This window comes from Pseudomonas sp. GW823-FHT06B06 (assembly GCF_058795195.1).
Genome location: NZ_JBXAHO010000042.1, coordinates 25,924 through 47,390, shown reverse-complemented (window position 1 = coordinate 47,390; position 21,467 = coordinate 25,924). Strand labels below are relative to the sequence as shown.

Sequence of the window (21,467 nt, the reverse complement as noted above, 5' to 3'; positions counted from 1 at the left end):
TGCCCGCGAAGGTGTCGACCCGGGCTCAGAGCTGCCCGCGCAAGCCGAACCGCTTCATCAACGCCGACTCCAGCAAGCCCTTGGGCAACAACCCTGCCATCAACGGCAATGCCCGGCTGCCATTGCCCAATCGAAGCAGGCGCGGTGGCTTGCTCTGCTGCACGGCCTTGAGCAATCCGGCGGCAAACTCACTGGCCGGTGTCGGGTTGTCCTGGGAGGCCTTGGCCCGTGCCCGGATACCTTCGCGCAACGGGAACCACGGCGATTGTTCGCTGATCAACTGCTCGGCTTCGTGGCCGGCATTCTTGGCGAAACTGGAGGCGATGGCACCGGGCTGGACTTCCATGACCCGCACCCCAAAGGGTGCCAGTTCCATGCGCAAGGCATCGCTCAGGGCATGCACCGCGGCTTTGGACGCGCAGTAAGCACCTGCAAACGGCGTGACCAGCACCCCCGAAACGCTGCCGATGTTCACCACGATGCCTTTGGCCCGTCGCAACACGGGAAACAACGCACGGGTCACGCCAACGATGGCGAACACGTTGGTTTCGAACTGACGCTGCATCGCCTGCACACCGCCATCGAGCAACGGCCCCATGGCGCCGTAGCCGGCGTTGTTGACCAGCACATCGAGGCCGCCATGTTGCTGGTTGATGCGTTCGCTCAACTGTTCGAGTGCCTGGCCATCGTTGACGTCCAGTTGCACGGCGATAAAACCGGCCGCGGTCAGCGCTGCGACATCTTCAGCCTTGCGGGCGCTGGCCCAGACTTCGTAGCCAGCAGCCTTGAACGCATCGGCGAGGGCGCGGCCGATGCCGCTGGAACATCCGGTAATCAACGCAACGGGCATGGCGCGGTCCTTGTGCGGAAAGGTAAGGTGAGGTCAGTCCGAGAAACTACCCTGCAAACGCTCGGCGCGAAACTCCAAAGTTTCCGGGCGATAGCCGGGCCGCAGGGGCGGCAGCGGCAAGCAGTCTTCCCAGTTGCCACCGGCCTGCAATTCGCCAGGTCCGCGGTAGCGTGGGGCGGTGTACTGATTGTCGGCGAGATTGACCGTGTCGCCCGGTGCATAAGCGGCAACACGCCAGCGCAATTCGGTCAGCGGTACATCGTTGCCGTTGTTCAGGGTCAGTTGCAGCGGTCGGTCTGCCGGGCAGTGTTGCGGTGCGTAGCTGATGCGCAATTCCAGGCGCTCCAGTTGCTTGAGCTCGCGGTGGTCCATCCAGATGACCCAGGTAGCGACGATGCCCAGGCCCAAGGCAGCCGCCATGGACACCGGCAAGGCCTTGGCCGGATAGCGCAGCAACAGGATCAGCCAGGTGATGACCAGCAGGACACCGATGAACATGATGCGCAAACCTCGGGGGGATAGAGGGTCATCCTACCTAAGCGTGGGGGAGGTTGGCGATGGGTGAGATTTGCGGTGGATGTGCTGGCCCCTTCGCGAGCAGGCTCGCTCCCACAGTGGACCGGAGTTGACCACAAAGTTTGTGACCGACTCAAAACCCTGTGGGAGCGAGCCTGCTCGCGAAGGGGCCAGGTCTGACAACACAAAACCCCGGAAAAAAAAGCCCCCGCCCAACTCACTGCGGATAGGGGACGCAGTGAACCGGGCGGGGGCTTTTATTTCAGCGCTCGCTTACTGCGCGATGGTCTTTACCGAAACGCCACTCTCGATCGGCGCGGTGCGACCGTAGATATCTTCAAAGCGCTGGATATCGTCTTCGCCCAGATAGCTGCCCGATTGCACTTCGATGATCTCAAGCGGAATCTTGCCCGGGTTGCGCAAACGGTGAACCGAAGCGATCGGAATGTAGGTCGACTGGTTTTCGGTCAACAGGAACACATTCTCATCGCAGGTCACTTCAGCCGTGCCGCTGACAACGATCCAGTGCTCGGCGCGGTGGTGGTGCATCTGCAGCGACAGGCACGCGCCCGGCTTGACCGAGATGTGCTTGACCTGGAAGCGCCCGCCCATGTCCACCGAGTCGTAGGAGCCCCATGGACGATAGACTTCGCAGTGGTTCTGGGTTTCGCTGCGGCCCTGTTCGTTGAGGGTGTTGACCATCTGCTTGACGCCCTGGACCTTGTCCTTGTGGACAATCATCATGGCGTCCTTGGTCTCGACCACGACGATGTTTTCCAGGCCGATCACCGAGACCAGCTTGCCGTTGCCGTGGATCATGCAATTCTTGCTGTCCTGGATCACCACGTCGCCTTTGGTGACGTTGCCATTGGCATCTTTTGCGTTCACTTCCCACAACGACGACCAGCAGCCGACATCACTCCAGCCTGCAGTCAATGGCACGACGCAGGCGCGCTGGGTCTTTTCCATCACCGAATAGTCGATGGAATTGTCCGGGCAGCAGGCGAACGTGGCTTCGTCGATGCTGACGGTGTCGGCGTCTTGAGCGCTGCGCTCCAGGGTCAACAGGCAGGTGTCATAGATATCCGGGTCGTGTTTCTTCAGCTCTTCGAGGAAGCGGCTGGCGCGGAACAGGAACATGCCGCTGTTCCAGAAGTAACCGCCGGACTGGACATATTCGGTGGCGCGTTTGACGTCCGGTTTTTCGACGAAGTGCGAAACGCGGCTGACGCCTTCGGGCAGCAGCGAATCGTTGGTCGACTTGATGTAGCCATAACCGGTTTCCGGTTTGGTGGCCGGTACGCCGAACAGCACCATTTCGCCGTTTTCGGCGGCGACGGTGGCCAACGCCAGGGCGCGTTGCAGGGCTTTCTGGTCTTCCAGCACGTGGTCGGCCGGCAGTACCAGCATCAGCTCGTCGCGACCTTCGTTGACCAGCATCATCGCGGTCAGGGCCACGGCCGGCGCAGTGTTGCGGCCGAACGGTTCCATCAGGATGCGCTGGGTTTCCAGTTTGCGAGCGGCCAGTTGCTCGTTGACGATGAAGCGATGGTCCTTGTTGCAGACCACGATCGGTGTGTCCATACCGTCGAACACCAGGCGTTCCAGGGTTTGCTGGAACAGGGTGTGCTCGCCGGTCAGGGCCAGGAACTGTTTCGGGAATTGCTTACGGGAAAGCGGCCAAAGACGTGAGCCACTACCACCTGACAAGATCACCGGAATCATGTTTGTTACTCCTTGAAAATCGTTTGGTTAGAGCTACGAACGCTGTGTCGTTTCACTCTTGTTCTTGTTCCGTGTCCAAAGGCTGACTGTCCTGGGTAGGAGCTGCCGAAGGCTGCGATCTTTTGATCTTTGACGTTCTTGAAAATCATTGAAGATCAAAAGATCGCAGCCTGCGGCAGCTCCTACAGGGGACTGTGTTTCATCCTCTGGAAAAAATGATTAGCGCGTCGATACCGGGCGTTTTACCCAGACCGGCGACAGGCTGCTGCCGCTGCCGGTGACGTACAGCACCGCGGCTTCACCGCGTTCCAGGGCGACTGGCTTCACGTCGCCAACTTTCGTTGCGCCATCGTATAGCGCCAGGCTGACCTTCACCGGGTTGATTTCACGCTCGCCACGGCCCTTGGCGGCCACGTTCGGGACCACGTCGGTCTTGCCGTCGGCGGTTTTCAGGGTCAGCGCCTTGTCGCTGAGGTTCTGCACGCGTACCAGGGATTTCTGCTTGTTCCGGAACGGCGGCTCTTCGATCAGTTGCGGGGCGCCGCTGGCGTTGTTGACCAGGGTGTAATAGTGGTCGCCGGCCAGTTTCACCGGCAGCGTCTGGCTGCCGACCTTGGCGCTGTAGTCACCGCCCGGCATGAAGCTGAAGTCGCTGCTGGACAGTGGCGCGACATCGCTCAGGTTGGTGCTGCCGACGGTGGCGCTGACTTCGGCGTTACTGGCATTGTAGATGCGCACGAAGGACGAGCCTTTTGGTGCGGTCGGGCCGTACAGCGCGGCGTCGCCAGCGGCGAACGCTTGCATCGAAAGCACGCTCATACCAGCAACCAGAGCAAAAGTCTTGGCGAGACGGCGAGGAGTAGTCTTGAAAGTCATGGTAGTACCTCTCTCTTTCAGTTTTGCGCCCGGTCGGGCGTCTCGGATTTAGTGTTTGCGGCTACGTTTTGTTGGCGGGCACCGGCTTGTTTAAGCTCTGCGACCCACTGCGGGTCGGCGTCGCCGATTTCGTTGTTCACAGGCAGATAACGTTCAGGAAACTCCCAGATCAGCACTTGTGGCGGGCTGTTCTTGAATGCGTCGCTCTTGAGGTAGCTGAGCATCGGCAGGATCGGGCCGTGGCCGTCTTCGGCGTAACTGACCACGTCGCTGCGCAGGGCTTGTTTCAGCGCGCCGACGAAGTTCCAGTTCGGGTTGGCGCTGTAGCTGGTGCCGATCAGCGCAACCGGTACTTCGGTGTTGGCGAACAGGGCATCGTCACCAGCCGGCTGGTCTTGCGCGGCAACGGTGTTGCGCTTCTGCAAAGGCTCTTGCGCCGGCATCAGGTTTTCGAACAGCGGGTCCAGCGGCAGGAACAGGCGCAGGTCGCCTTTGTGGGTGATTTTTTCCGCAGGCTCGGTGACGAAGTCTTGCGGTTCGCCGCTCAGCGGGTACTTGTCGGCAATGGTCTTGGCCAGGCGATCGGCGGCAACCTCGGCGCCTTCCGGAGTCCAGTGGGTGTCGGTGCGCAGGAACACTTGCTTGCCGTCGTTTTTGGCCGCTTGCAAGGGGCCCAGCAAATCAGGGGCAAGGATGCGGTTAGCGGCCAGGCGCTTGTGGAAGTCCTGGTAAAGGTTGGCGTGGATGCTGGCCGGTTTCGCCTCACCCAGGTGTTCCGGGTACAGGCGCACCTTGGCCGGAACCACCGCCATCACCAGTTTCACGCCTTTGTCCTTCAGGGTTTGACGCACGCCTTCGACCAGCGCGTAGTTGCCTTGCAGGTTCAGCTCTTCGTTGACGACCGGATGGAATTCTTCATCGCTGTACAGCCACTGGTCGCGACCGAGCACAACGCCAGGACGACCTTCGTTGAACAGTTTGAAATCCAGCGCGGCCCAGAGGTTGGTGCCCAGGCGCTTGATCGGGAATTCCTCGTCGTAGTGCGTCTCCACGGCCTTGGTCCAGCGGCCGTTGAGCACTGTCGCATCGGCGTTGGTGCTGAAGCCGAGGAAGCTGCGGACCGACCACAGGCCCAGGGCCAGCAGCGTCACCAGGAACAGGGCGATGTAGAAGATGCGTAATGAGCGGGTCATGGTCAGATCCCTCAGAACTGGAAGTAAAGGAACGGCGAGAAGCTTTGCGCCGAGAGTTTGAGAATCGAGGCGATGAACAGCAGCAGCACCAGGGCACGCATTGCGTAGCGTGACCAGTCAGCAGTCCAGTAGGCCGGTTGCACCTGGGCTTCGACGCCGACGGTGTAGCCAGGCTGGTGGATGCTCGCCGGGTTATCCCCAGGCACGGCTTTGATCGTGCCGGCTGTTGCGGCGGCCGGACCGTCTGCATCGACGTTCACCGCAGGCTTGGTCTTGACCGGTGGCTGATTGCTGTAGAAATCACGCAGGCCGAAGAACGCCAGGGTTACGTAGGCCACGATCAGGGTTGCGATCTGCAAGCCGGTGAGGCTGGCCTGGTTGAGTTCCGACAGCGACCATTCGCCGAAGCTGAACATGGCGCCGTACATGCGACCGGCCACGTGCAGGTTTTCCGCACGGAAGATCACCCAGCCCATCACCACCAGCAGGAAGGTCAGTGCCCAGCGGATCGGGTTGAAGCTGCGCGGTGAAGTGTTCAGGCCGATGGCTTTCTCGATCGCCAGCCACATGCCGTGCCACGCACCCCAGACGATGTAGGTGATGTTCGCACCGTGCCAAAGGCCACCGAGCAGCATGGTCAGGAACAGGTTGCGATAGGTGGTCAGCGTGCCTTTGCGGTTACCGCCCAGGGTGATGTACAGGTAGTCACGCAGCCAGGTCGACAGGCTGATGTGCCAGCGGCGCCAGAACTCGGTGATTGACTGGCTGATGTACGGCTGCTTGAAGTTTTCCATGAAGCGGAAACCCATCATCAAGCCTAGGCCGATGGCCATGTCGCTGTAGCCGGAGAAGTCGAAGTACAACTGCGCGGTGTAGGCGAGGGCGCCGAGCCAGGCATCACCCGTGGTCGGGTTTTGCAGGGCGAAGCAATGGTCAGCCACCACCGCGAGGGTGTCGGCGATGAAGACCTTCTTGATGAAACCCTGCATGAACCGCGTGCAGCCCTCGGAGAACTTGTCGAGGGTATGGGTGCGGTTGTTGAATTGGTCGGCCAGGTCGCGAAAACGCAACACGGGACCGGCGATCAGGTGCGGGAAGATCGCCACGAACGCTGCGAAGTCGATCAGGTTGCGAGTCGCGGGGGTATCACCACGGTAGACGTCGATGATGTAGCTGATGGACTCGAAGATGTAGAACGAGATACCGATCGGCAGCAGCACGTGGGTCAGGATGAATGGCTCAAGACCGACCGAGGTCATCATGGCGTTGATGCTGTCGACGCCGAAGTTGGCGTACTTGAAGTAGCCGAGGATACACAGGTCGACGGCAACGCCCAGCAGCAGCCAGCGCTGCGCCGGTTTGGTCCTGACGCCGGCGGCACCGACTTTCAGGCCGATCCAGTAGTTCCACAGCGTGACCGCCGCGAACAGTGCGAGGAAGTCCACACGCCACCAGGCGTAGAACATATAGCTGGCAATCAGCAGCAGCAAATTGCGATAGCGTTGCCCGCTCAAGTAGTACAAGCCGAGAAAGATCGGCAAGAACAAAAACAGGAACACGTTGGATGAAAACACCATCCCGATCTCTCCTTGTCTGAAACTACATTCAAGGGCCAACGGCCCCCCCAAACCCCCCGCAAAATCCGGAGAGATACATGATCGTTCCCACGCTCTGCGTGGGAATGCCTCAATGGACGCTCTGCGTCCGCTTCGGCATGTGACGCGGAGCGTCACGGGCTGCATTCCCACGCAGAGCGTGGGAACGATCAGCGTTGACTCAACTGCCTTTGTTACCCTTCTCGTTCGCCGGGTCATAGACCTTGGTCAGGTCACCGCCGAGGCGGAAGGTCTTGAACGGTTGCATCTTGTGCTTCTTCTCCAGCACATCCGGCGAGCAGGTGTAGAGCGTGCAGAACGGTTCGAGCCAGGCGAATTTCGAGTCGACCTTCAGGTCGGTCATGTCCTGTTCCTTGCCGTTCTTTTCTTCGAACTCGTCAGGATCTTTCACCCCGGCCAGCACGCGATCACCCAGGCGCTTGAGCGCGCTGTTGTTTTCCTGGCGCAGATCCACGCCATTGACCTGGGCGAAACTGGCGATCATCGCCAGCGGCGGCAGGGCGTAGTTGTGATAGGCCAGCGCCCGTTGCTGGCGCTTGAGTTCGTTGGGCAAGAATCCCTGGGCGTCGACCTGATTGACGCCGACCTTGTATTCCTTGACGGCCCAGTCGAACAGGTCGCGGCGGTTGGTGGCGACGGACGTTGCCATCACCGACCAGGCTGCCCAGTACGAGTGGTTGTTGGTTTTTTCCAGCGGCAGGTTGTCCCAGTCGCTGACCACCTGATCGGCCATCTTGCTGAACCAGGCCTCAATCAGCTGCGACTCCTGCTGATGGTTGGCCAGCGGACGGGAGTCGGAGAATTTCAGGCGGATGTACGAAGACGCCATGCTGCCCAATGCCCATTTGCGCATCGACTTGCCGGTGTGGTTGAAGTCCTTGGACATCAAGGCATCCGCCTTGGCCCATGCAGTCAACCAGTTCAACGTGCATTCCAGCTGTTCCGGACGACCATCGCGCATGAACTGCATGACGCGCTTGCTGGTACCGCGCTCGATCTTGGTGATGTCGGCGGTGCTGTCACGAAAGGCTTTTTCCGATTGCACGTTCAGCGTTGAACGCGCTTTGTCCGAGCCTTCGTACTTGCTGCGAAATTGCAGCGAGCCGGTGTACGGTGTCGGCATCGCATCACAGTCTTCGCTCTTGTCGCCGGCTTTGACTTTCTCGATGGGCGCGAAGTAACCCTGCGGCGGACGCAATGGCGCCGCGGCTTGAGTTGCGCCGGCGAACATCGCCAGGCTCAAAAGCGTCGGCGCCAACAGTTTTTTCAAGTTCGGATTTCGCATAGCAGACCTCATTGCCCGGCTGAAGCGGTACGTTGCCCAGCGTCCGGGAATACGTTGCGTTTGCAGACTTTCGCTTCGACTTTCTGTGGCGCGGCGCCTGCTTTTTCAGGCCCCTGGATTTCGACGGCCAGCAGATTCTGCGAGGCCCAGTCTTCGTCCGTGCGCAACTCGAAGGCGAAACGCCCGTCGGTGTCGGAAGTTTCCGGTTTTTCGATCTTGATGTCCTCGTGGCGCCCGTTCATGTACCAGAGGGTGGCTTGCAGGGTTTTCACCGAGGTGTCGGCGAAGCGGATGTCGACCTGGTGACTGCTGTTTTGCAGATTCAGGTTTTTGCTGTTGACCATCAGTTCGTTCTTGCCAGGTTTCAGGGTGGTGCTGCCGGACAACTGTGCAGCCTTGCCTTCGCAACCGTTGTCCAGCAGCGCCATCATCTGGCGGTAGATGGTTTCCTGGTCCAGGCGATAGAGCGGCGAGAATTCCCAGATGAGAATTTTCGGTGGAGTCTTCTGGAACTCGTCGCTGCCCAGGTACTGCAGCATCGAACCTTCCAGGCCGCCGCCGGGGAAGGCTACGTTGAGCACATCGGCGCCGATGGCCTCTTCGAGGAAACCGGAGAAGTTGTAGTTCTTGCCGCTGTGACTGGTGCCGACCAGGGTGATCTGCGGATTGCCGGATTCGCCGAACAGATCGCCATCACCTGCCTCACCCTTGGGTTCGGTGGTGAATTGATCCATGTACTGGACCGCATAGCTGGTGCCACAGAGTTGACCGGCCATGTTATGCAACGTTCCGTTCTTGCCCATGCGACCCGACTTGTGGGTCTCGAATTCGCGCTTGGGAATGTCGGCGAAGGCCGGAATCTGCTTGACCTTCTCGGCCACGATTTTCGCCGTGCGCTGCGCGCCATAAGGCGTCCAGTGCTGGTCGCCACGGAAGTAGAAGTCGTGGGCGGGCAGGGTCTCGGGCAGCTGTTCGTTGGTCAGCGGCGACAGGTCCGGCACCACGTAACCCATCTGCGCGAAGCGGCCGAGCATGGTCTTGTAGTTCTTCAATGCCTTGTCGAAGTCGAAGCTGGCTTTCTCTGCCGGGTTCAACTTGTTGCGGTTCACCAGGCCACGGGTGGGTTGATAAACCACCACGAGTTCCACGCCTTTGCTCTTGAACGCATCGTGCAGTTGCTTCATGCGCTTGTAGCCGGCGGGCGTGGTGTCGAATTCGGTGCGCAAGTCTTCCTGGGTACGAAACAACCAGTCGCCTTGAGCCTGCACCAGGGTGGTGAAGTTCTGCTGGTAGCGCGTGGTGTAGTTCTTCGGATCGTGGGCCGCGGGGCACAGGCTGCAGCACGGTTCGGCGCTGAATTTCGGTGGACTTACGTTACCGGCAGCATCGTCTGCTCGCACACCGCCGCTGGCGGCGAGAATGCCGGCGGTCAGGGCCGACAGGCTGAGTAATTTGATCAAGTGTGGGTGCATAAAATTATCCTCAGTCCCGCATTTCGGTCTGGCGTTCGACAGGGTCGATCAGCACGGCTTTCTGCTGGCGCACCAGCAGGTCGAGAATTTCATCCTGGCGCTCGCCGAGGATCCCCGTGAAGCTGATGCCGCTGGTTTTGGTCGGTGCGAGCATGGACACGCGATACAACTCGACGCTCAACGGCGAGTCGATGGACAGCGGGCCACTGCCGTTGGCCGCCAGTTCACCGCCGACCACGATCAGCGACACCTGGGCGTCGAACGGGTCGAGCTTGATGTCACGGTCGGTGTCGCTCAGGTCCTTGATGTGCCCGTAGACGCCGGTCAGGCCGTTGGCCATGGCGATGTTTTCGTAGAGGCGGATGTTCACGCTGTTACGAACGCGGATGCCATGGCGCCGGTTGCTGATCACCTTGTTGCCCCACAGCAGGTTGTCGCCACTCTCGTAGAGAGTGATGCCGTCGGTGTGGTTCTGGTAGATCTCGTTGTAGGCGATCAGGTTGTTGATGCTGTTACGGTCGATCACGATGCCCGACAACTTGTTGTCGTAGCTGCGGTTGTTGAAGATGAAGCTGTCGTTGACCTCACGGGAAATGATGATCCCGTGCTTCTTCTTCGTGCCATGCACCGTGTTGTCGGCAATGATCAGGCCATGGGAACGGTCATGCGGGTCAATGCCGTAGACGATGTTGTCCTTGTAGGTGTTGCCCTTGACCACGAAATCGCGGGTTTCGTAGCAGTAGAAGCCGTACCACATGTCCGAGAATTCGGAACCAATGATCCAGCCGGTCGGTTCAGGACGCTTGAGCACCTTCGCCATGTTCGGCGTGTACTGGGAAATACTCACACCGTAGGACTTACTGTTGGCGTAGCCGAAACTGGCCATCTTGCTGTTGGCGATGTAGGTCTCGGTGCCACCCCAGGCCAGCAGGAACGGGCGGAATTCCTTGGGCGACTTGAAGGCCGCCGGGCCGTTCGCCTTCTCGCTCCAGCCAGTGACCTTGGTATCACGCACGAACAACTGGCCGTCGTTGACCAGGAACGACCCGGCCTCCTGGGACAGGCGCAGTTCCTGGGTCTGTTGGTCGATTTCAAGGATGCCTTTCTCACCCACGACGATCGGCAATCTGGCCAGGAATACGCCCGGCGAAGTTTCGCTGAAGTACTGCTTGGGCAGCTTCTTGGCCAGGTCCTTGAGGTTCATGTAGCCGTCGTCGACGAAGATCGCCTGTGGGATGCCGTGCTGACGCACCACCCACTCGGCCATCTTGTTGTCGCCACCGATGAAGTCCTTCAGGGCGTTCTCTTGCATCATCCGGCGCACGCTGATCTTGCCGGCCTTTGTGCGCACGATTTTCGCGGCGATCGCCTCGGCGGTGTAGCCCGAGGTGTCCGGCAGTTTCGGCTTGGCCAACTCCAGCGGCGCGACCGGCGCGCTGCTGACGGTGTAGGTCCTGGCGTGTTGCAGTCCCTTGGCCATGGTGGCCGACTTGGTTGCTTGAGGCGCCGCCGACTCCACATTGGCCTGCGCTGCGTTGGCGAAGCTGGCCGCGCTGGCCAGTAGCAACGCGCCGGCCAACAGGCTGATCGAGCCTTTCATGGCTTGATGATTCATCTGGGAGACTCCCTTCGCAATGTGCATCAGAAGCGCCAGACCACGTCGACGAACGCGCGGTGCATGTACGAATCGACTTCTTTGCCATAGGCATCGCCCGGTTTGAACACACCGCCGCGGAAGCGCACCAGGGCCGAAGGTTCATCGATCTTCTGGCTCAACGCCGCCGGCAACAGGCCTTGCTTGAAGTACTTGGTGACTACCAGATCCATTTCCTGGCCGAGGTCTTTGTCGCCATCGTTGAGCGGCAGGGAGGTGCTGGACAGTACGGCGCCGGTAACGTCGTCGGTGTTGTTCTGCACTGCGTCAATGCCGTCGCTGGTGATCGGCTTGTTACCGTCGACACGCCAGAATTTGTGGTAGATCAGGCTGGCGTCGTATTCGTCGTTAAGCATCCATGAACCGAACAGCGTGGCCGATTGCATGTTGTTCATTTCGCCACGGAAGGCTTCGCCGAAACGGTGCACCCGCGAGCGGGTACCGGTGTAGTTCGAGCGGTTGCTTTCCAGGCCGTTCTGTTCGTAATCAGCGCTGGCACGGGCGTAGGCGGCACCGACCTGCCATTGCGGATCCAGGCGCAGGCGTACACCGAGGTCGGTAGCCCAGCCATCGACATTGCCGCTGCTCTTGGGTTGCGCGGGGGCGGTTCCATCGGCGTTCAGCGGGTTGACCGTATCGCGGTCGCCACTCATGCCGGTGATGCTGCCCCAGTAGTTGAAGGTGTTGGTGTTGCGCCAGTTATAGGCGTCGCTGTTGGCCTGCAGGCCCAGCCAACTGATGTCGCCGTTCTGTTTCTTGTCCAGCGAATCACTGGCAACCCCTGGCTGCGCGTAGTCCAGCTTGCCGTCATCGTGGGTGTGATGACCGCGGATGCCGGCCCAATGACCTGGTGTCCACTGGTATTCGGCATCGGCGTAGGCGTGCAGGCGGTCCTTGTCCTTGGGTGCCAGTTCCTTGAGATCGGTGCGGTACTCGCTGAAGCGTTCGGCGATACCGGCGTTGGCGCGCAACAGCGTGGTGTCGAAGGTCCAGTTCAGGGCTTCGATGTTGGTGTCACGCCATTGACCGTCATCGTTGTTCAGACGCTGGCGACCGAGTTTGAGGATCTCGCCGGGGTAGGGCGTGAAGCCGCTGTAGCCGACCCAGAACTCGCGCATCGCCAGGTAGTTCTTCTTGGTTTTGCGGTCGCTGTTGTCGGTATTCTGCGTGCCATCGCTGGCGGATTCCTGCAAGGTGTCGGTCTCGATGATGTCTGTTGACGTCACGGCCTGGCCCATGGCGTACGCGCTCCACGCGCCGCTCTCGCCATACACCCAAGGGCGCAAGTCCAGGCCCAGGCCGTTGACGTCGCCGCCACTCTGGGTGCCGAGGTCACGGTCGTCCTCGGACTGGCCGGTGATTTTCACGTCCAGGCCGTAGTTCTTGGTTTCTTCTGTCATCGCCGCCAGTGTCGGGCAGGACCAGATCAGCGCGAACGTCAGGCCGATACCGGCCTTCATGAATGGATTCAACTTCATAGGGATTCCTCGCCGTCTTCTTCTTGCAGGGCGTGCAGTTGCAGCGTGTTCTGGCTCAAGTTGCCGCGAACGGCCTGTTCCTGTTTCAACAGGCGTTGGGCCTGGGCCAGCTGCGCAGGTGGCAGTTGGGCTTCAAGTGTTTGCGCAAGCTCGGTGGCTTGCGGGGTGTTCTGGGCCTTGGCGAGCTGGCTGAACACGTACGCATTGAGTGGGTCAGGCTTGGTGCCTTTGCCTTGGGAAAACAGTTGGGCGATGGCGAAGTCGGCACTGTTCTGGCCATTGCGCGCAGCGGTCAGCAGGTGGTCGAGGGCCTTCTGCGGGTAGACCTTGCCCAGGTAGCCTCGGCGATAGATCTGGCCGAGGTAGTAATCGGCGGCGATTTCGCGGCCGACTGCTTTCTGGAAGTGTTCCTCGGCGACCTTGGCGTCGGCCGGGACCATCTTGCCTTCGTAGTAGAGCTTGCCCAGCAGCAGCTCGGCGCGCGGTTGGTCAGCGGCGCGGCCGTTGTCCAGGTACTTCATCATCTGGTCGACATCGCCAAGTTCCGGGAAGTCATAGAGCAGTTGCGCCAGGCTGACCCAGGAAGCGGGGTAGCCGGGGGCGATCTCTTCGAGCAGCGACTGCGCGGTTTTTTCGTCGGTCTTGCCCAGGCTCGCATCGCCGAGCACGCGAGCCACACTGTCCACCCGCTGGGCGGAGACGGTGCCGCGACTGTGCGCCGCCTGCATCTGCTTGATCAGCTCGGCCTGTTGTTCCGGTTTACCTTGTTTCTGGTAGACCGTGGCCAGTTCGACGTAGCAGATGTCGGTGGTGTTGAGCGCGGCTTTGCAGACCGTTTCGACTTCATCGAGATGCTGGTCGTAGGTGCCTTGGGTGCGATAGAGCAGCACCTGCGCCAGACCCGCTTCCGGTTTGCCTTCGGCGCGCCATTGGCTGATCTGCTGTTGCGCATTGACGTTGGGGAAGCTGTGCGGATATTGCAGATACAGCATCGCCAACGGGATCAGGGTGTTGCCTTCACCGGCGGCCGAGGCCTTTTTCAACAGGCCTTCGGCTTCGTGCTGTTCAGCTTCGGTTGAACCAGGTTTGGCCACCAGCAGGCGACCCAGGCGTGCCTGGGCACGCGGTGAAACGCTGGCGGCGGCGCGGTAGGTCGCCTCGGCCTGTTTCATCTGCGCCGGGTCGCGGCTGTCGACCTGAATATCGGCCAGGCCGACCTGGGCTTCGCTGTAGCCCAGCTCCGCCAGTTGCTGGTAGTTCGCCGCCGCGGTGGCGGTATCGCCACGCTTGAGCGCTTCGTTGGCCAGGCGTTGGTCGGGCAGGCCGGCGCAACCCGCCAGGCTGACTGCCAATGCTACTGCACACAGAGATCCCATGTGGGAGCGAGCCTGCTCGCGAAGCAGACCACTTGGTGCATCAGACAGACCGCGCTGAGCCCTTCGCGAGCAGGCTCGCTCCCACAGGGCTTTTGGTGTTCTGAGGATTGGTGGAATCGTCACAGGCATGTCCTCCGGTTACAGACCAGCAGCCATGGCTTTATCGATCAGCCAGTTCAGGTTAGGGCCACGGTCGCTGTTAACTTCCACGGGACGGCCGGCCAGGTTGCTGCCCAGGGCTTCGTCAGGCTGGATCAGTACGCGGATGTCGGAGGACAGGTCGGCGCTTTTCAGGCTGGTGCTGCTGACGATTTTGCCGGTGCGGGTCTTGTCTTCGCCGGCGATCTGGAAGCGCACCGGAGTGCCCGGCAATACGTCGCTGAACTGGCGATAGGAGAAGCGCGCCTCGACGTTGGCTTCGGTGTTGCGTGGCACCAGCTGGAAGATCACGTCACCCTTGCTGGCGTATTGACCGTTGGACACCATTTGCTGGGCCACGATGCAATCGCAAGGCGACGTCAGGGTGCCCGTCATTTGCTTGCCGAAGAGCTCTGCAACCTTGGCCGGGGCCAGTTGATCGTCTTCCAGGTGACCTTTGAGCACGTCGAGCATGCTGGTGCTGAAGGTTGCCAGCGGCGCGCCTTTGGCGGCAACGCCATCAGCTTTCACCAGGCTCTGCACGGTGCCGTCGCGGGGCATGGTGATGTTCACACCCGGCACGCTGACAATGCCCGCCTGGGCGTGGCTGACAAAGTACATGCCGTACACCGACTTGAAGATGAAGCCGAACGCCGCCAGGCCGACGACAAAAATCCCCAGGCTGAAGGTCACCGCTTTCATGCGCCCGAAGGCGCTCATGCCGTGACCGCCATCCTTGTTCTTGCGCGCCTTGGTGAAGTTGTCGCGCTGCAGGGTCGCCAGCACTTCGCCGATGGTGACGATGTCGCCGGCCAGGTGCGACGTGATCAGGTGGCGCAAGGTCGAAATGTCTTGCGGCTCCAGGTTCTGGAACTGGCAACCGGTGCGACCGGTCTCGCGATCGCAGGAACGTACCTGCAATTCCACGTCCATGGCCAGGCCAAGGTTGTCGATGACGAATTGCAGTCGGGCCTTGTACTTGTCGCCGACTTTCAGTGGCAGTTGCCCGGCGTTGAAGGCCAGGCCACCGGCGGAAAGGTCGATCACTCGCGCCTCGACCGGGGTCCGGTCAGGGCCGAAGAAACGCAGCTTGGCCGGGATTTTCACGCGGGCGTGTTGGCGCTGGGCTTCGGATTCGTGCACTACGTTGGCGTTGACGGCGGTATTCATAAAGGCGATTTCCTGGTTAATTCAAAAAGGGGGCGGTCAGACCATCATCAGCAGCACGGCGACAAAGATGCTGCCGGCGGAGAAGGTCATGGTCCGAGACGACCAGGTGTTGAACCAACGTTGAAAGCTGGCGAGATCACGGGTCAGGGCAGTGGGCTGGCGAGTCCAGGACTGTTGGTCGAGGCGGAAGAACACGTAGATCTTCACCAGTGCGCCAACGATCTGGTTGTAATAGAGAATCGCTGGGTAGGCTGGACCGATCCGGTGGCCGGAGCACGACAGCAGCAGGGTCAGGATCAGGCGGGTGATGCCGATCCACAGCAGGTACACCAGGATGAACGCGGTGCCGTACTTGAAGCTGGCGATCAACGCCACGGTCAGGCCCAGCAGGGAGGTCCACATCGACACGCGCTGATCGAACAACACCACGGATGTGAACGCACCGAGGCGCTTGACCCCCAGGCCGAGTGCGCGGGAGTTCTGCCGCAGGTTGTTGCCGTACCAGCGGAACATCAGCTTGCGACTGGCCTTGATGAAGCTCTTTTCCGGAGGATGCTCGACGGTGTTGATCGCGGCATCAGGCACGTAGAAGGTGTCGTAGCCCAGGCGCATCAGGCTGAACCAGCTGGACTTGTCGTCGCCGGTGAGGAACTTGAAACGACCCAGGCGCCAGTGTTGCAGCGAGTCGCTTTCCACGTCGGCGATGAATTCCGGGTTGGTGACCACGGTGGCACGGAACACCGACATCCGCCCGGTCATGGTCAGCACGCGCTTGGACAGGGCCATCGAGCACATGTTGATGTGACGCTGGGCGAAACGCAGCTTGTGCCACTCGCTCATGATGTAGCCGCCGCGCACTTCGCAGAATTCGTTGGTGGTCAGGCCACCGACGTTGCCGAACAGCTGGAACCACGGCACGGTCTTGCGCACGACGCCTTCGCCGAGCACGGTATCGCCATCGATCACGGCCACCACGGCGCGGTCGTCCGGCAGGTGACGGGAGATGGCGCGGAAACCGAAAGCCAGGCCATCGCGCTTGCCTGTGCCGGGAATGCGCACGAAGTCGAGCTTCACCCGGGCAGGCGGATTCATCCGGCTCCACAGACTCTTGACCAGCAGTTCATCGGACATTTCGACGATGGAGCAGACCACGGTGGTCGGCAACTCGCAGTCGATCGCTTCGCGGATCACTGAGCTGTAGACCTGCGCGGTGGTCAGGGCGTCGATACGGAAACTGGTGACCATCAAAAATACGTGGGACGGGTCCGCCGCCTTGCCCAGCTTGTGCACTTTGCGCCGCAGGTGCGGATAGACCACGTACAGGAACAGCATGCCGCGCAGGAAGTGCGTGGCACCCATCGAGTAGCGCCAGATACCGACGATACCGATCAGGAAAATGAAGTCCTTCGACTCGGAGTCGAACGTGGACACAGGCAGCGCCATGGCGATGCCCATCAGTAAACTTAGATAAAACAGCCAACCGGCGGCCTGGAGTAGGCCGTTCTTTAGCCTGTGCATAATCGGAATCCTAAAGTCAGTTGCAAGTCTCGCGCCCCTGTAGGAGCCGGCTTGTCGGCGATGGCGATCTCAGGTACGCCATCGCTGGCAAGCCAGCTCCTACAGATTTGCGATGATCTGTAGGAGCCGGCTTGCTGGCGATCAGCTTGAAGCGCTTACAACCCGCCGGTTACCAGCAAATGCCTTCAGCCCGGCCATCCGTGCTGGTGGCCTTGGACATGAAGCCGACCAGGTCGATCACTTGCTTGCCGTGCGGGACGTTCTGCACCAGGGCGCGGAATTTCTCGTCACGGTTGCCGAGGATGATCACGTCGGAGTTGTTGATCACCGCGTCGAAGTCGGAATTGAGCAAGGACGAGACGTGCGGGATCTTCGACTCGATGTAGTCCTTGTTCGCACCGTGGACACGGGCGTACTCGACGTTGCTGTCGTAGATGCTCAGGTCGTAGCCCTTGCCGATCAGCATTTCTGCCAGGTCAACCAATGGGCTCTCGCGCAGGTCGTCGGTGCCGGCCTTGAAGCTCAGGCCCAGCAGCGCGACTTTGCGTTTGTCGTGGCTGGACACGATGTCGAAGGCGTTCTGCACCTGGGACTCGTTACTGCGCATCAGCGAGTTGAGCAGCGGTGCTTCGACGTCCAGGGAACCGGCGCGGTAGGTCAGGGCGCGCACGTCCTTGGGCAGGCAGGAGCCGCCGAAGGCGAAGCCTGGGCGCATGTAGTACTGGGACAGGTTCAGGGTCTTGTCCTGGCAAACCACGTCCATCACTTCACGACCATCGACGCCGACGGCCTTGGCGATGTTGCCGATCTCGTTGGCGAAGGTCACCTTGGTGGCGTGCCACACGTTGCAGGTGTACTTGATCATTTCGGCAACGGCGATGTCCTTGCGGATGATCGGCGCGTCGAGTTCTTCGTACAGCGATTGCAGGACGTCGCCCGAGGCCTTGTCGAACTCGCCGATGACGGTCATTGGCGGCTGGTCGTAGTCGGCGATCGCGGTGCTTTCGCGCAGGAACTCAGGGTTGACCGCGACACCGAAATCGACACCGGCCTTCTTGCCGGAGCAGTCTTCGAGAATCGGGATGACAACGTTTGCCACGGTACCCGGCAAAACGGTGCTGCGGACCACGATAGTGTGACGGGTAGTCTTGTCGCGCAGGACAAAACCAATCTCGCGGCACACGGCCTCGATGTAGTTCAGTTCCAGGTCGCCGTTCTTCTTGCTCGGCGTGCCGACGCAAATCATCGACAGGTCGGTATCGCGAATCGCCTCGGCGAAGTTGGTCGTGCCGCGCAGACGGCCAGTCTCGATTCCCTGCGCCAGAAGTTCGCCCAGGCCCGGTTCAACGATCGGCGATTTGCCGGCATTGATCATATCGATCTTGTCTTTGGCAACATCGACGCCAACGACGTCATGGCCCCGTGCAGACAGGCAACCGGCACAGACGGCGCCAACGTAACCCAAACCAAATATGCTGATGCGCATCGCAATTACCTCTCTATTATCAAGCCTGTTTTCATCGAGCCATTAATTGGCCGAAGTTAAGGGTGTTCAGCGGTCATAGTGCACGGGCAACTACGGCTTATAGGCGCCACAGTGTCGCGTGCAGGCATTCAAAGTTTCGAGTGTCTAAGCAGTTCACTCAAAGTGTGCGCAACTAGGCCTTATTGTTCTGATGTGCCTTGCCATGCAGCCGGTCTTCCAGTCAGAAGACAATGGGCAAAGGTCTTGCGCGCTCAAAGCCAGGCCGTGAGGCCTGTAAATCAAGCGGTTGGGTGCTCAGGGAAGCACGTTTATAGGGGGCGCAGCCTTGGCCTTGTAAGGGATAGTGATATGCGTATCTCCAGTCCTTAATGTGTTGCCCAAATCAGAGATCAGTCTGCCAAAGTTAATGTGACAACTTGGCTGCGTAGATCTCTTCTCTGCGTAAGTTATCTCGTACACGCATTGAGAGATTCGTTACAGGTGGTATGAGCTACGCATTTGGACATAGTTCCAGCCCACCCATCGCGAATTTTGAAATTTCTTGAAATATTGAGAAAGATGGCACTGCTCTCATATTGATAGCACTTGCGATTTGGCCCTTTATATATTGGCTCAATGTCCTGTCTGGTAGTTTTGTGCCACTACTGAGAAAAATTTTCAGTGCCACTACAAAAAAAATCACTGACGTCCAGTGAAACAAAAGTTAGCAAATTGGGTGTTGGTTTTTTGGCGTCAAAGGATCGACGAATGGGGCGGGGGATTGTCGGACGATCAGGCATCGGTGCGCGACAGTTCATGAAGTCGTGCACCGATCAGTTGCTTACTCTGAAGTGTGGTCGCGCAGGAACACCAGACTGTCTGGTTTAGACTGTTCGGCACTGTACCGATAGCCTTCAACGTCAAACTTTTTCAAGTCTGCCGGATCGTTGATGCGCTCTTCGATGATGAAGCGGCTCATCATGCCCCGGGCCTTTTTCGCGTAGAAGCTGATGATTTTGTACTGACCGTTCTTCAGGTCCTTGAAGTCAGTGTTGATGATGCGTGCCTTCAAGGCGCTGCGCTTGACCGCCGAGAAATACTCGTTGGAGGCCAGGTTGAGCAGCACGTCATCGCCCTGATCGGCCAGGGCTTCGTTCAACCATTCGCTGATACGTGTGCCCCAGAAGGCATACAGGTCCTTGCCCCGGGCATTGGCCAGCTTGGTGCCCATTTCCAGGCGGTACGGTTGCATCAGGTCCAGGGGGCGTAGCAGGCCATACAGGCCGGAAAGCATGCGTAGATGTTGCTGGGCGTAGTCGAAGTCGGCTTCGCTGAAGGTTTGTGCATTGAGCCCGGTGTAGACGTCGCCTTTGAAGGCCAGCAAGGCCTGCTTGGCGTTGGCCGGGGTAAAGGCGGGTGTCCAGCTGCCAAATCGGGCGGCGTTGAGCCCGCCGATCTTGTCGGAAACGTGCATCAACTCGCTGATCTGCGCCGGGGTCAGGTCGCGCAATTGCTGGATCAGTTCCTGGGAGTGGTCGAGGTACTGCGGCTGGGTAAAGCGCTGGGTCGCCGGCGGTGTTTCGTAATCAAGGGTCTTGGCGGGGGAAATCACCATCAGCATGAAGTCGTCTCCTTTAATCGTGGCGGCGATTCTAGGGGGTTGTCATCGTTGACTCCAGCTATGGGTGTGATAGGTGATCGGTGGTGTCATGGGACAAGATCGCAGCCTCGCTTCGCGAGACAGCTCCTACGGGACCGCGTTGGCGTGAAATCGGAACATGCATTCCTGTAGGAGCTGTCGAGCGAAGCGAGGCTGCGATCTTTTGATCTTCCCGCGATATAGTGCCGCCCGGGTTTTGTTATGGAGACATCCCATTGCGTATCGTTTTTCTGCTCAGCGCCTGGCTGCTGAGCTTCGGCGTCATGGCGGCGCCAGGTGCAGTGGCCACGCTGGATCGCAGCACCTGGCCGGAAAAGCTCGACAACCCGACCCTGTTCGATGTCGCGTCGCGTGCCGAAATCCTCATGTTCGCCCGTGTGCTGCTGGCCAGTGAATCCCTGGACGAAGCGGCACTGGCGCAACGCCTGGGCCTGCGCACGATCAACCTGGAGTCGGTCAATCGTGTTCGCCAGCGTCTATGGCAACGCCTGTTGGCCAACTACAACTTCGCCCAACAGAGCTGCGACCAGGATGCCTCCTTCTGTTTCCTGGTCGAGGACATGGCCACCTTGCGCGAGCAGGCGGGCAAGTTCCAGCTCAGCGAAGACAGCTACTACATACGCTGGGCCGAACCAAGTCGCCTGTTCCACACCCAGTACCTGGATGAGCAACTGCGCAAGGCGGCACTGTTTCCGCAAACCAGCAGTGAAGTCGATCATTTTGGAGACTATGAGCGCAATGGCGACGCGATGCATGACCGGCTGTTCCTGTTGACGTTCGACAGCGCCGCCAATGCCGTGCCGGACAATACCGACTGGGTCGCCGGGTACTTGCGCAAGGCCAACCTGAGCGGCACGTTCTTCGTGCTCGGCAAGGACCTCCAGGCGCGCCTGGGCGAGCGCCCGGGGACCAGTCTGCAAGCGAACTGGTCAAACCAGTGCGTCGGTGTGCAGGGCTGGGAGTTTCGCTCCCACAGCCATTGGCAGGACTGGCAGGACTCGGTACGCCGCAGCGTCGAGCCGGCCAGGAACAAACTGCCGGAGAACTTCGTCCCCCTGTTTCGCCCGCCCGACGGCCAGCGTCGCGCCGACGCCGGCGCTTTCTTCAAAGCCCAGGGGTTGCAGGTCGCCTTGTGGGATATCGATGCCCAGGACGGCGCGGGCAAGCTCAAGGGCAGCCAGAGTGCGCAACGGGTGTTGACCCTGATGCTGCTGTGGCGCCATGGGGTAATCAATTTCAATGTGAAACAGGACGGGGTGAAAACGGCGTTGCCCTGGCTGATCACGCAAACGGCGCAAAGCGGGATCGGTTGGGAAGACTGTCAGGAAGGGTTCCGCTGAAAACGGCCAAAGCCCGGAAACATTGGGTAAGTGGCGATTTTTGAGGGGGTTTTGCTGCAGGTTGATCTCCGACTGTAAACAAGTGATGGCAGTCCGCCAAGGGCTTTTCGTCACTCTGCAAAATAAACTTCAAAA

Annotated in this window: 16 protein-coding genes; 1 reads left to right on the top strand and 15 read right to left on the bottom strand. The window is 59.9% G+C overall.

Features of this window, described 5'->3' with window-relative positions; genetic code table 11:
- Positions 1–25 precede the first annotated feature (25 nt).
- The 15 genes from AC1Q8Q_RS27270 to yaaA all read right to left on the bottom strand — a co-directional run bounded on the left by AC1Q8Q_RS27270 (position 26) and on the right by yaaA (position 19,953).
- Positions 26–850 carry an SDR family oxidoreductase gene (locus AC1Q8Q_RS27270; protein WP_151140504.1) on the bottom strand — a complete coding sequence of 275 codons (825 nt, stop codon included), beginning with the start codon at positions 848–850 and terminating at the stop codon, positions 26–28.
- A gap of 33 nt (positions 851–883) precedes the next feature.
- Positions 884–1,348 carry a hypothetical protein gene (locus AC1Q8Q_RS27265; protein ID WP_033044341.1) on the bottom strand — a complete coding sequence of 155 codons (465 nt, stop codon included), beginning with the start codon at positions 1,346–1,348 and terminating at the stop codon, positions 884–886.
- 291 nt (positions 1,349–1,639) lie between these two features.
- A complete protein-coding gene (locus tag AC1Q8Q_RS27260) occupies positions 1,640–3,091 on the bottom strand; it encodes a mannose-1-phosphate guanylyltransferase/mannose-6-phosphate isomerase (RefSeq protein WP_020796872.1) in 1,452 nt (483 codons plus the stop codon).
- A 219-nt stretch (positions 3,092–3,310) separates the two neighbouring features.
- Positions 3,311–3,967 (bottom strand): alginate O-acetyltransferase AlgF, encoded by a 657-nt coding sequence (locus AC1Q8Q_RS27255; protein WP_042955313.1) that lies wholly within the window; start codon positions 3,965–3,967, stop codon positions 3,311–3,313.
- A 17-nt stretch (positions 3,968–3,984) separates the two neighbouring features.
- On the bottom strand, positions 3,985–5,160 hold the full coding sequence (locus AC1Q8Q_RS27250) for an alginate O-acetyltransferase (protein WP_020796870.1): 1,176 nt from the start codon (positions 5,158–5,160) through the stop codon (positions 3,985–3,987).
- A gap of 11 nt (positions 5,161–5,171) precedes the next feature.
- Positions 5,172–6,737, bottom strand: coding sequence for an MBOAT family O-acyltransferase (locus AC1Q8Q_RS27245; RefSeq protein ID WP_020796869.1), 1,566 nt, complete (start codon positions 6,735–6,737; stop codon positions 5,172–5,174).
- Positions 6,738–6,936: 199 nt separating this feature from the next.
- On the bottom strand, positions 6,937–8,061 hold the full coding sequence (locus AC1Q8Q_RS27240; protein ID WP_020796868.1) for a mannuronate-specific alginate lyase: 1,125 nt from the start codon (positions 8,059–8,061) through the stop codon (positions 6,937–6,939).
- An 8-nt stretch (positions 8,062–8,069) separates the two neighbouring features.
- Positions 8,070–9,533: an alginate O-acetyltransferase gene (locus AC1Q8Q_RS27235; protein ID WP_020796867.1), complete on the bottom strand. Its 1,464-nt coding sequence runs from the start codon at positions 9,531–9,533 to the stop codon at positions 8,070–8,072.
- 10 nt (positions 9,534–9,543) lie between these two features.
- Positions 9,544–11,148: a mannuronan 5-epimerase AlgG gene (gene algG, locus AC1Q8Q_RS27230; protein WP_492615735.1), complete on the bottom strand. Its 1,605-nt coding sequence runs from the start codon at positions 11,146–11,148 to the stop codon at positions 9,544–9,546.
- Positions 11,149–11,174: 26 nt separating this feature from the next.
- On the bottom strand, positions 11,175–12,665 hold the full coding sequence (locus AC1Q8Q_RS27225; protein WP_020796865.1) for an alginate export family protein: 1,491 nt from the start codon (positions 12,663–12,665) through the stop codon (positions 11,175–11,177).
- On the bottom strand, positions 12,662–14,041 hold the full coding sequence (gene algK / locus AC1Q8Q_RS27220; RefSeq protein WP_020796864.1) for an alginate biosynthesis TPR repeat lipoprotein AlgK: 1,380 nt from the start codon (positions 14,039–14,041) through the stop codon (positions 12,662–12,664). Before algK ends, AC1Q8Q_RS27225 begins: the two co-directional genes overlap by 4 nt.
- A gap of 138 nt (positions 14,042–14,179) precedes the next feature.
- Positions 14,180–15,349 carry an alginate biosynthesis protein Alg44 gene (locus tag AC1Q8Q_RS27215; protein ID WP_020796863.1) on the bottom strand — a complete coding sequence of 390 codons (1,170 nt, stop codon included), beginning with the start codon at positions 15,347–15,349 and terminating at the stop codon, positions 14,180–14,182.
- Positions 15,350–15,385: 36 nt separating this feature from the next.
- Positions 15,386–16,867: a mannuronan synthase gene (gene alg8, locus AC1Q8Q_RS27210; protein ID WP_492615734.1), complete on the bottom strand. Its 1,482-nt coding sequence runs from the start codon at positions 16,865–16,867 to the stop codon at positions 15,386–15,388.
- 169 nt (positions 16,868–17,036) lie between these two features.
- On the bottom strand, positions 17,037–18,353 hold the full coding sequence (locus AC1Q8Q_RS27205; RefSeq protein ID WP_020796861.1) for a nucleotide sugar dehydrogenase: 1,317 nt from the start codon (positions 18,351–18,353) through the stop codon (positions 17,037–17,039).
- Between the two features lie 820 nt (positions 18,354–19,173).
- A complete protein-coding gene (yaaA, locus tag AC1Q8Q_RS27200; RefSeq protein WP_168757260.1) occupies positions 19,174–19,953 on the bottom strand; it encodes a peroxide stress protein YaaA in 780 nt (259 codons plus the stop codon).
- Between the two features lie 254 nt (positions 19,954–20,207).
- Here yaaA and AC1Q8Q_RS27195 point away from each other — a divergent pair, with 254 nt between their 5' ends.
- Positions 20,208–21,332 (top strand): polysaccharide deacetylase family protein, encoded by a 1,125-nt coding sequence (locus AC1Q8Q_RS27195; RefSeq protein ID WP_492615733.1) that lies wholly within the window; start codon positions 20,208–20,210, stop codon positions 21,330–21,332.
- Positions 21,333–21,467: the final 135 nt, after the last annotated feature.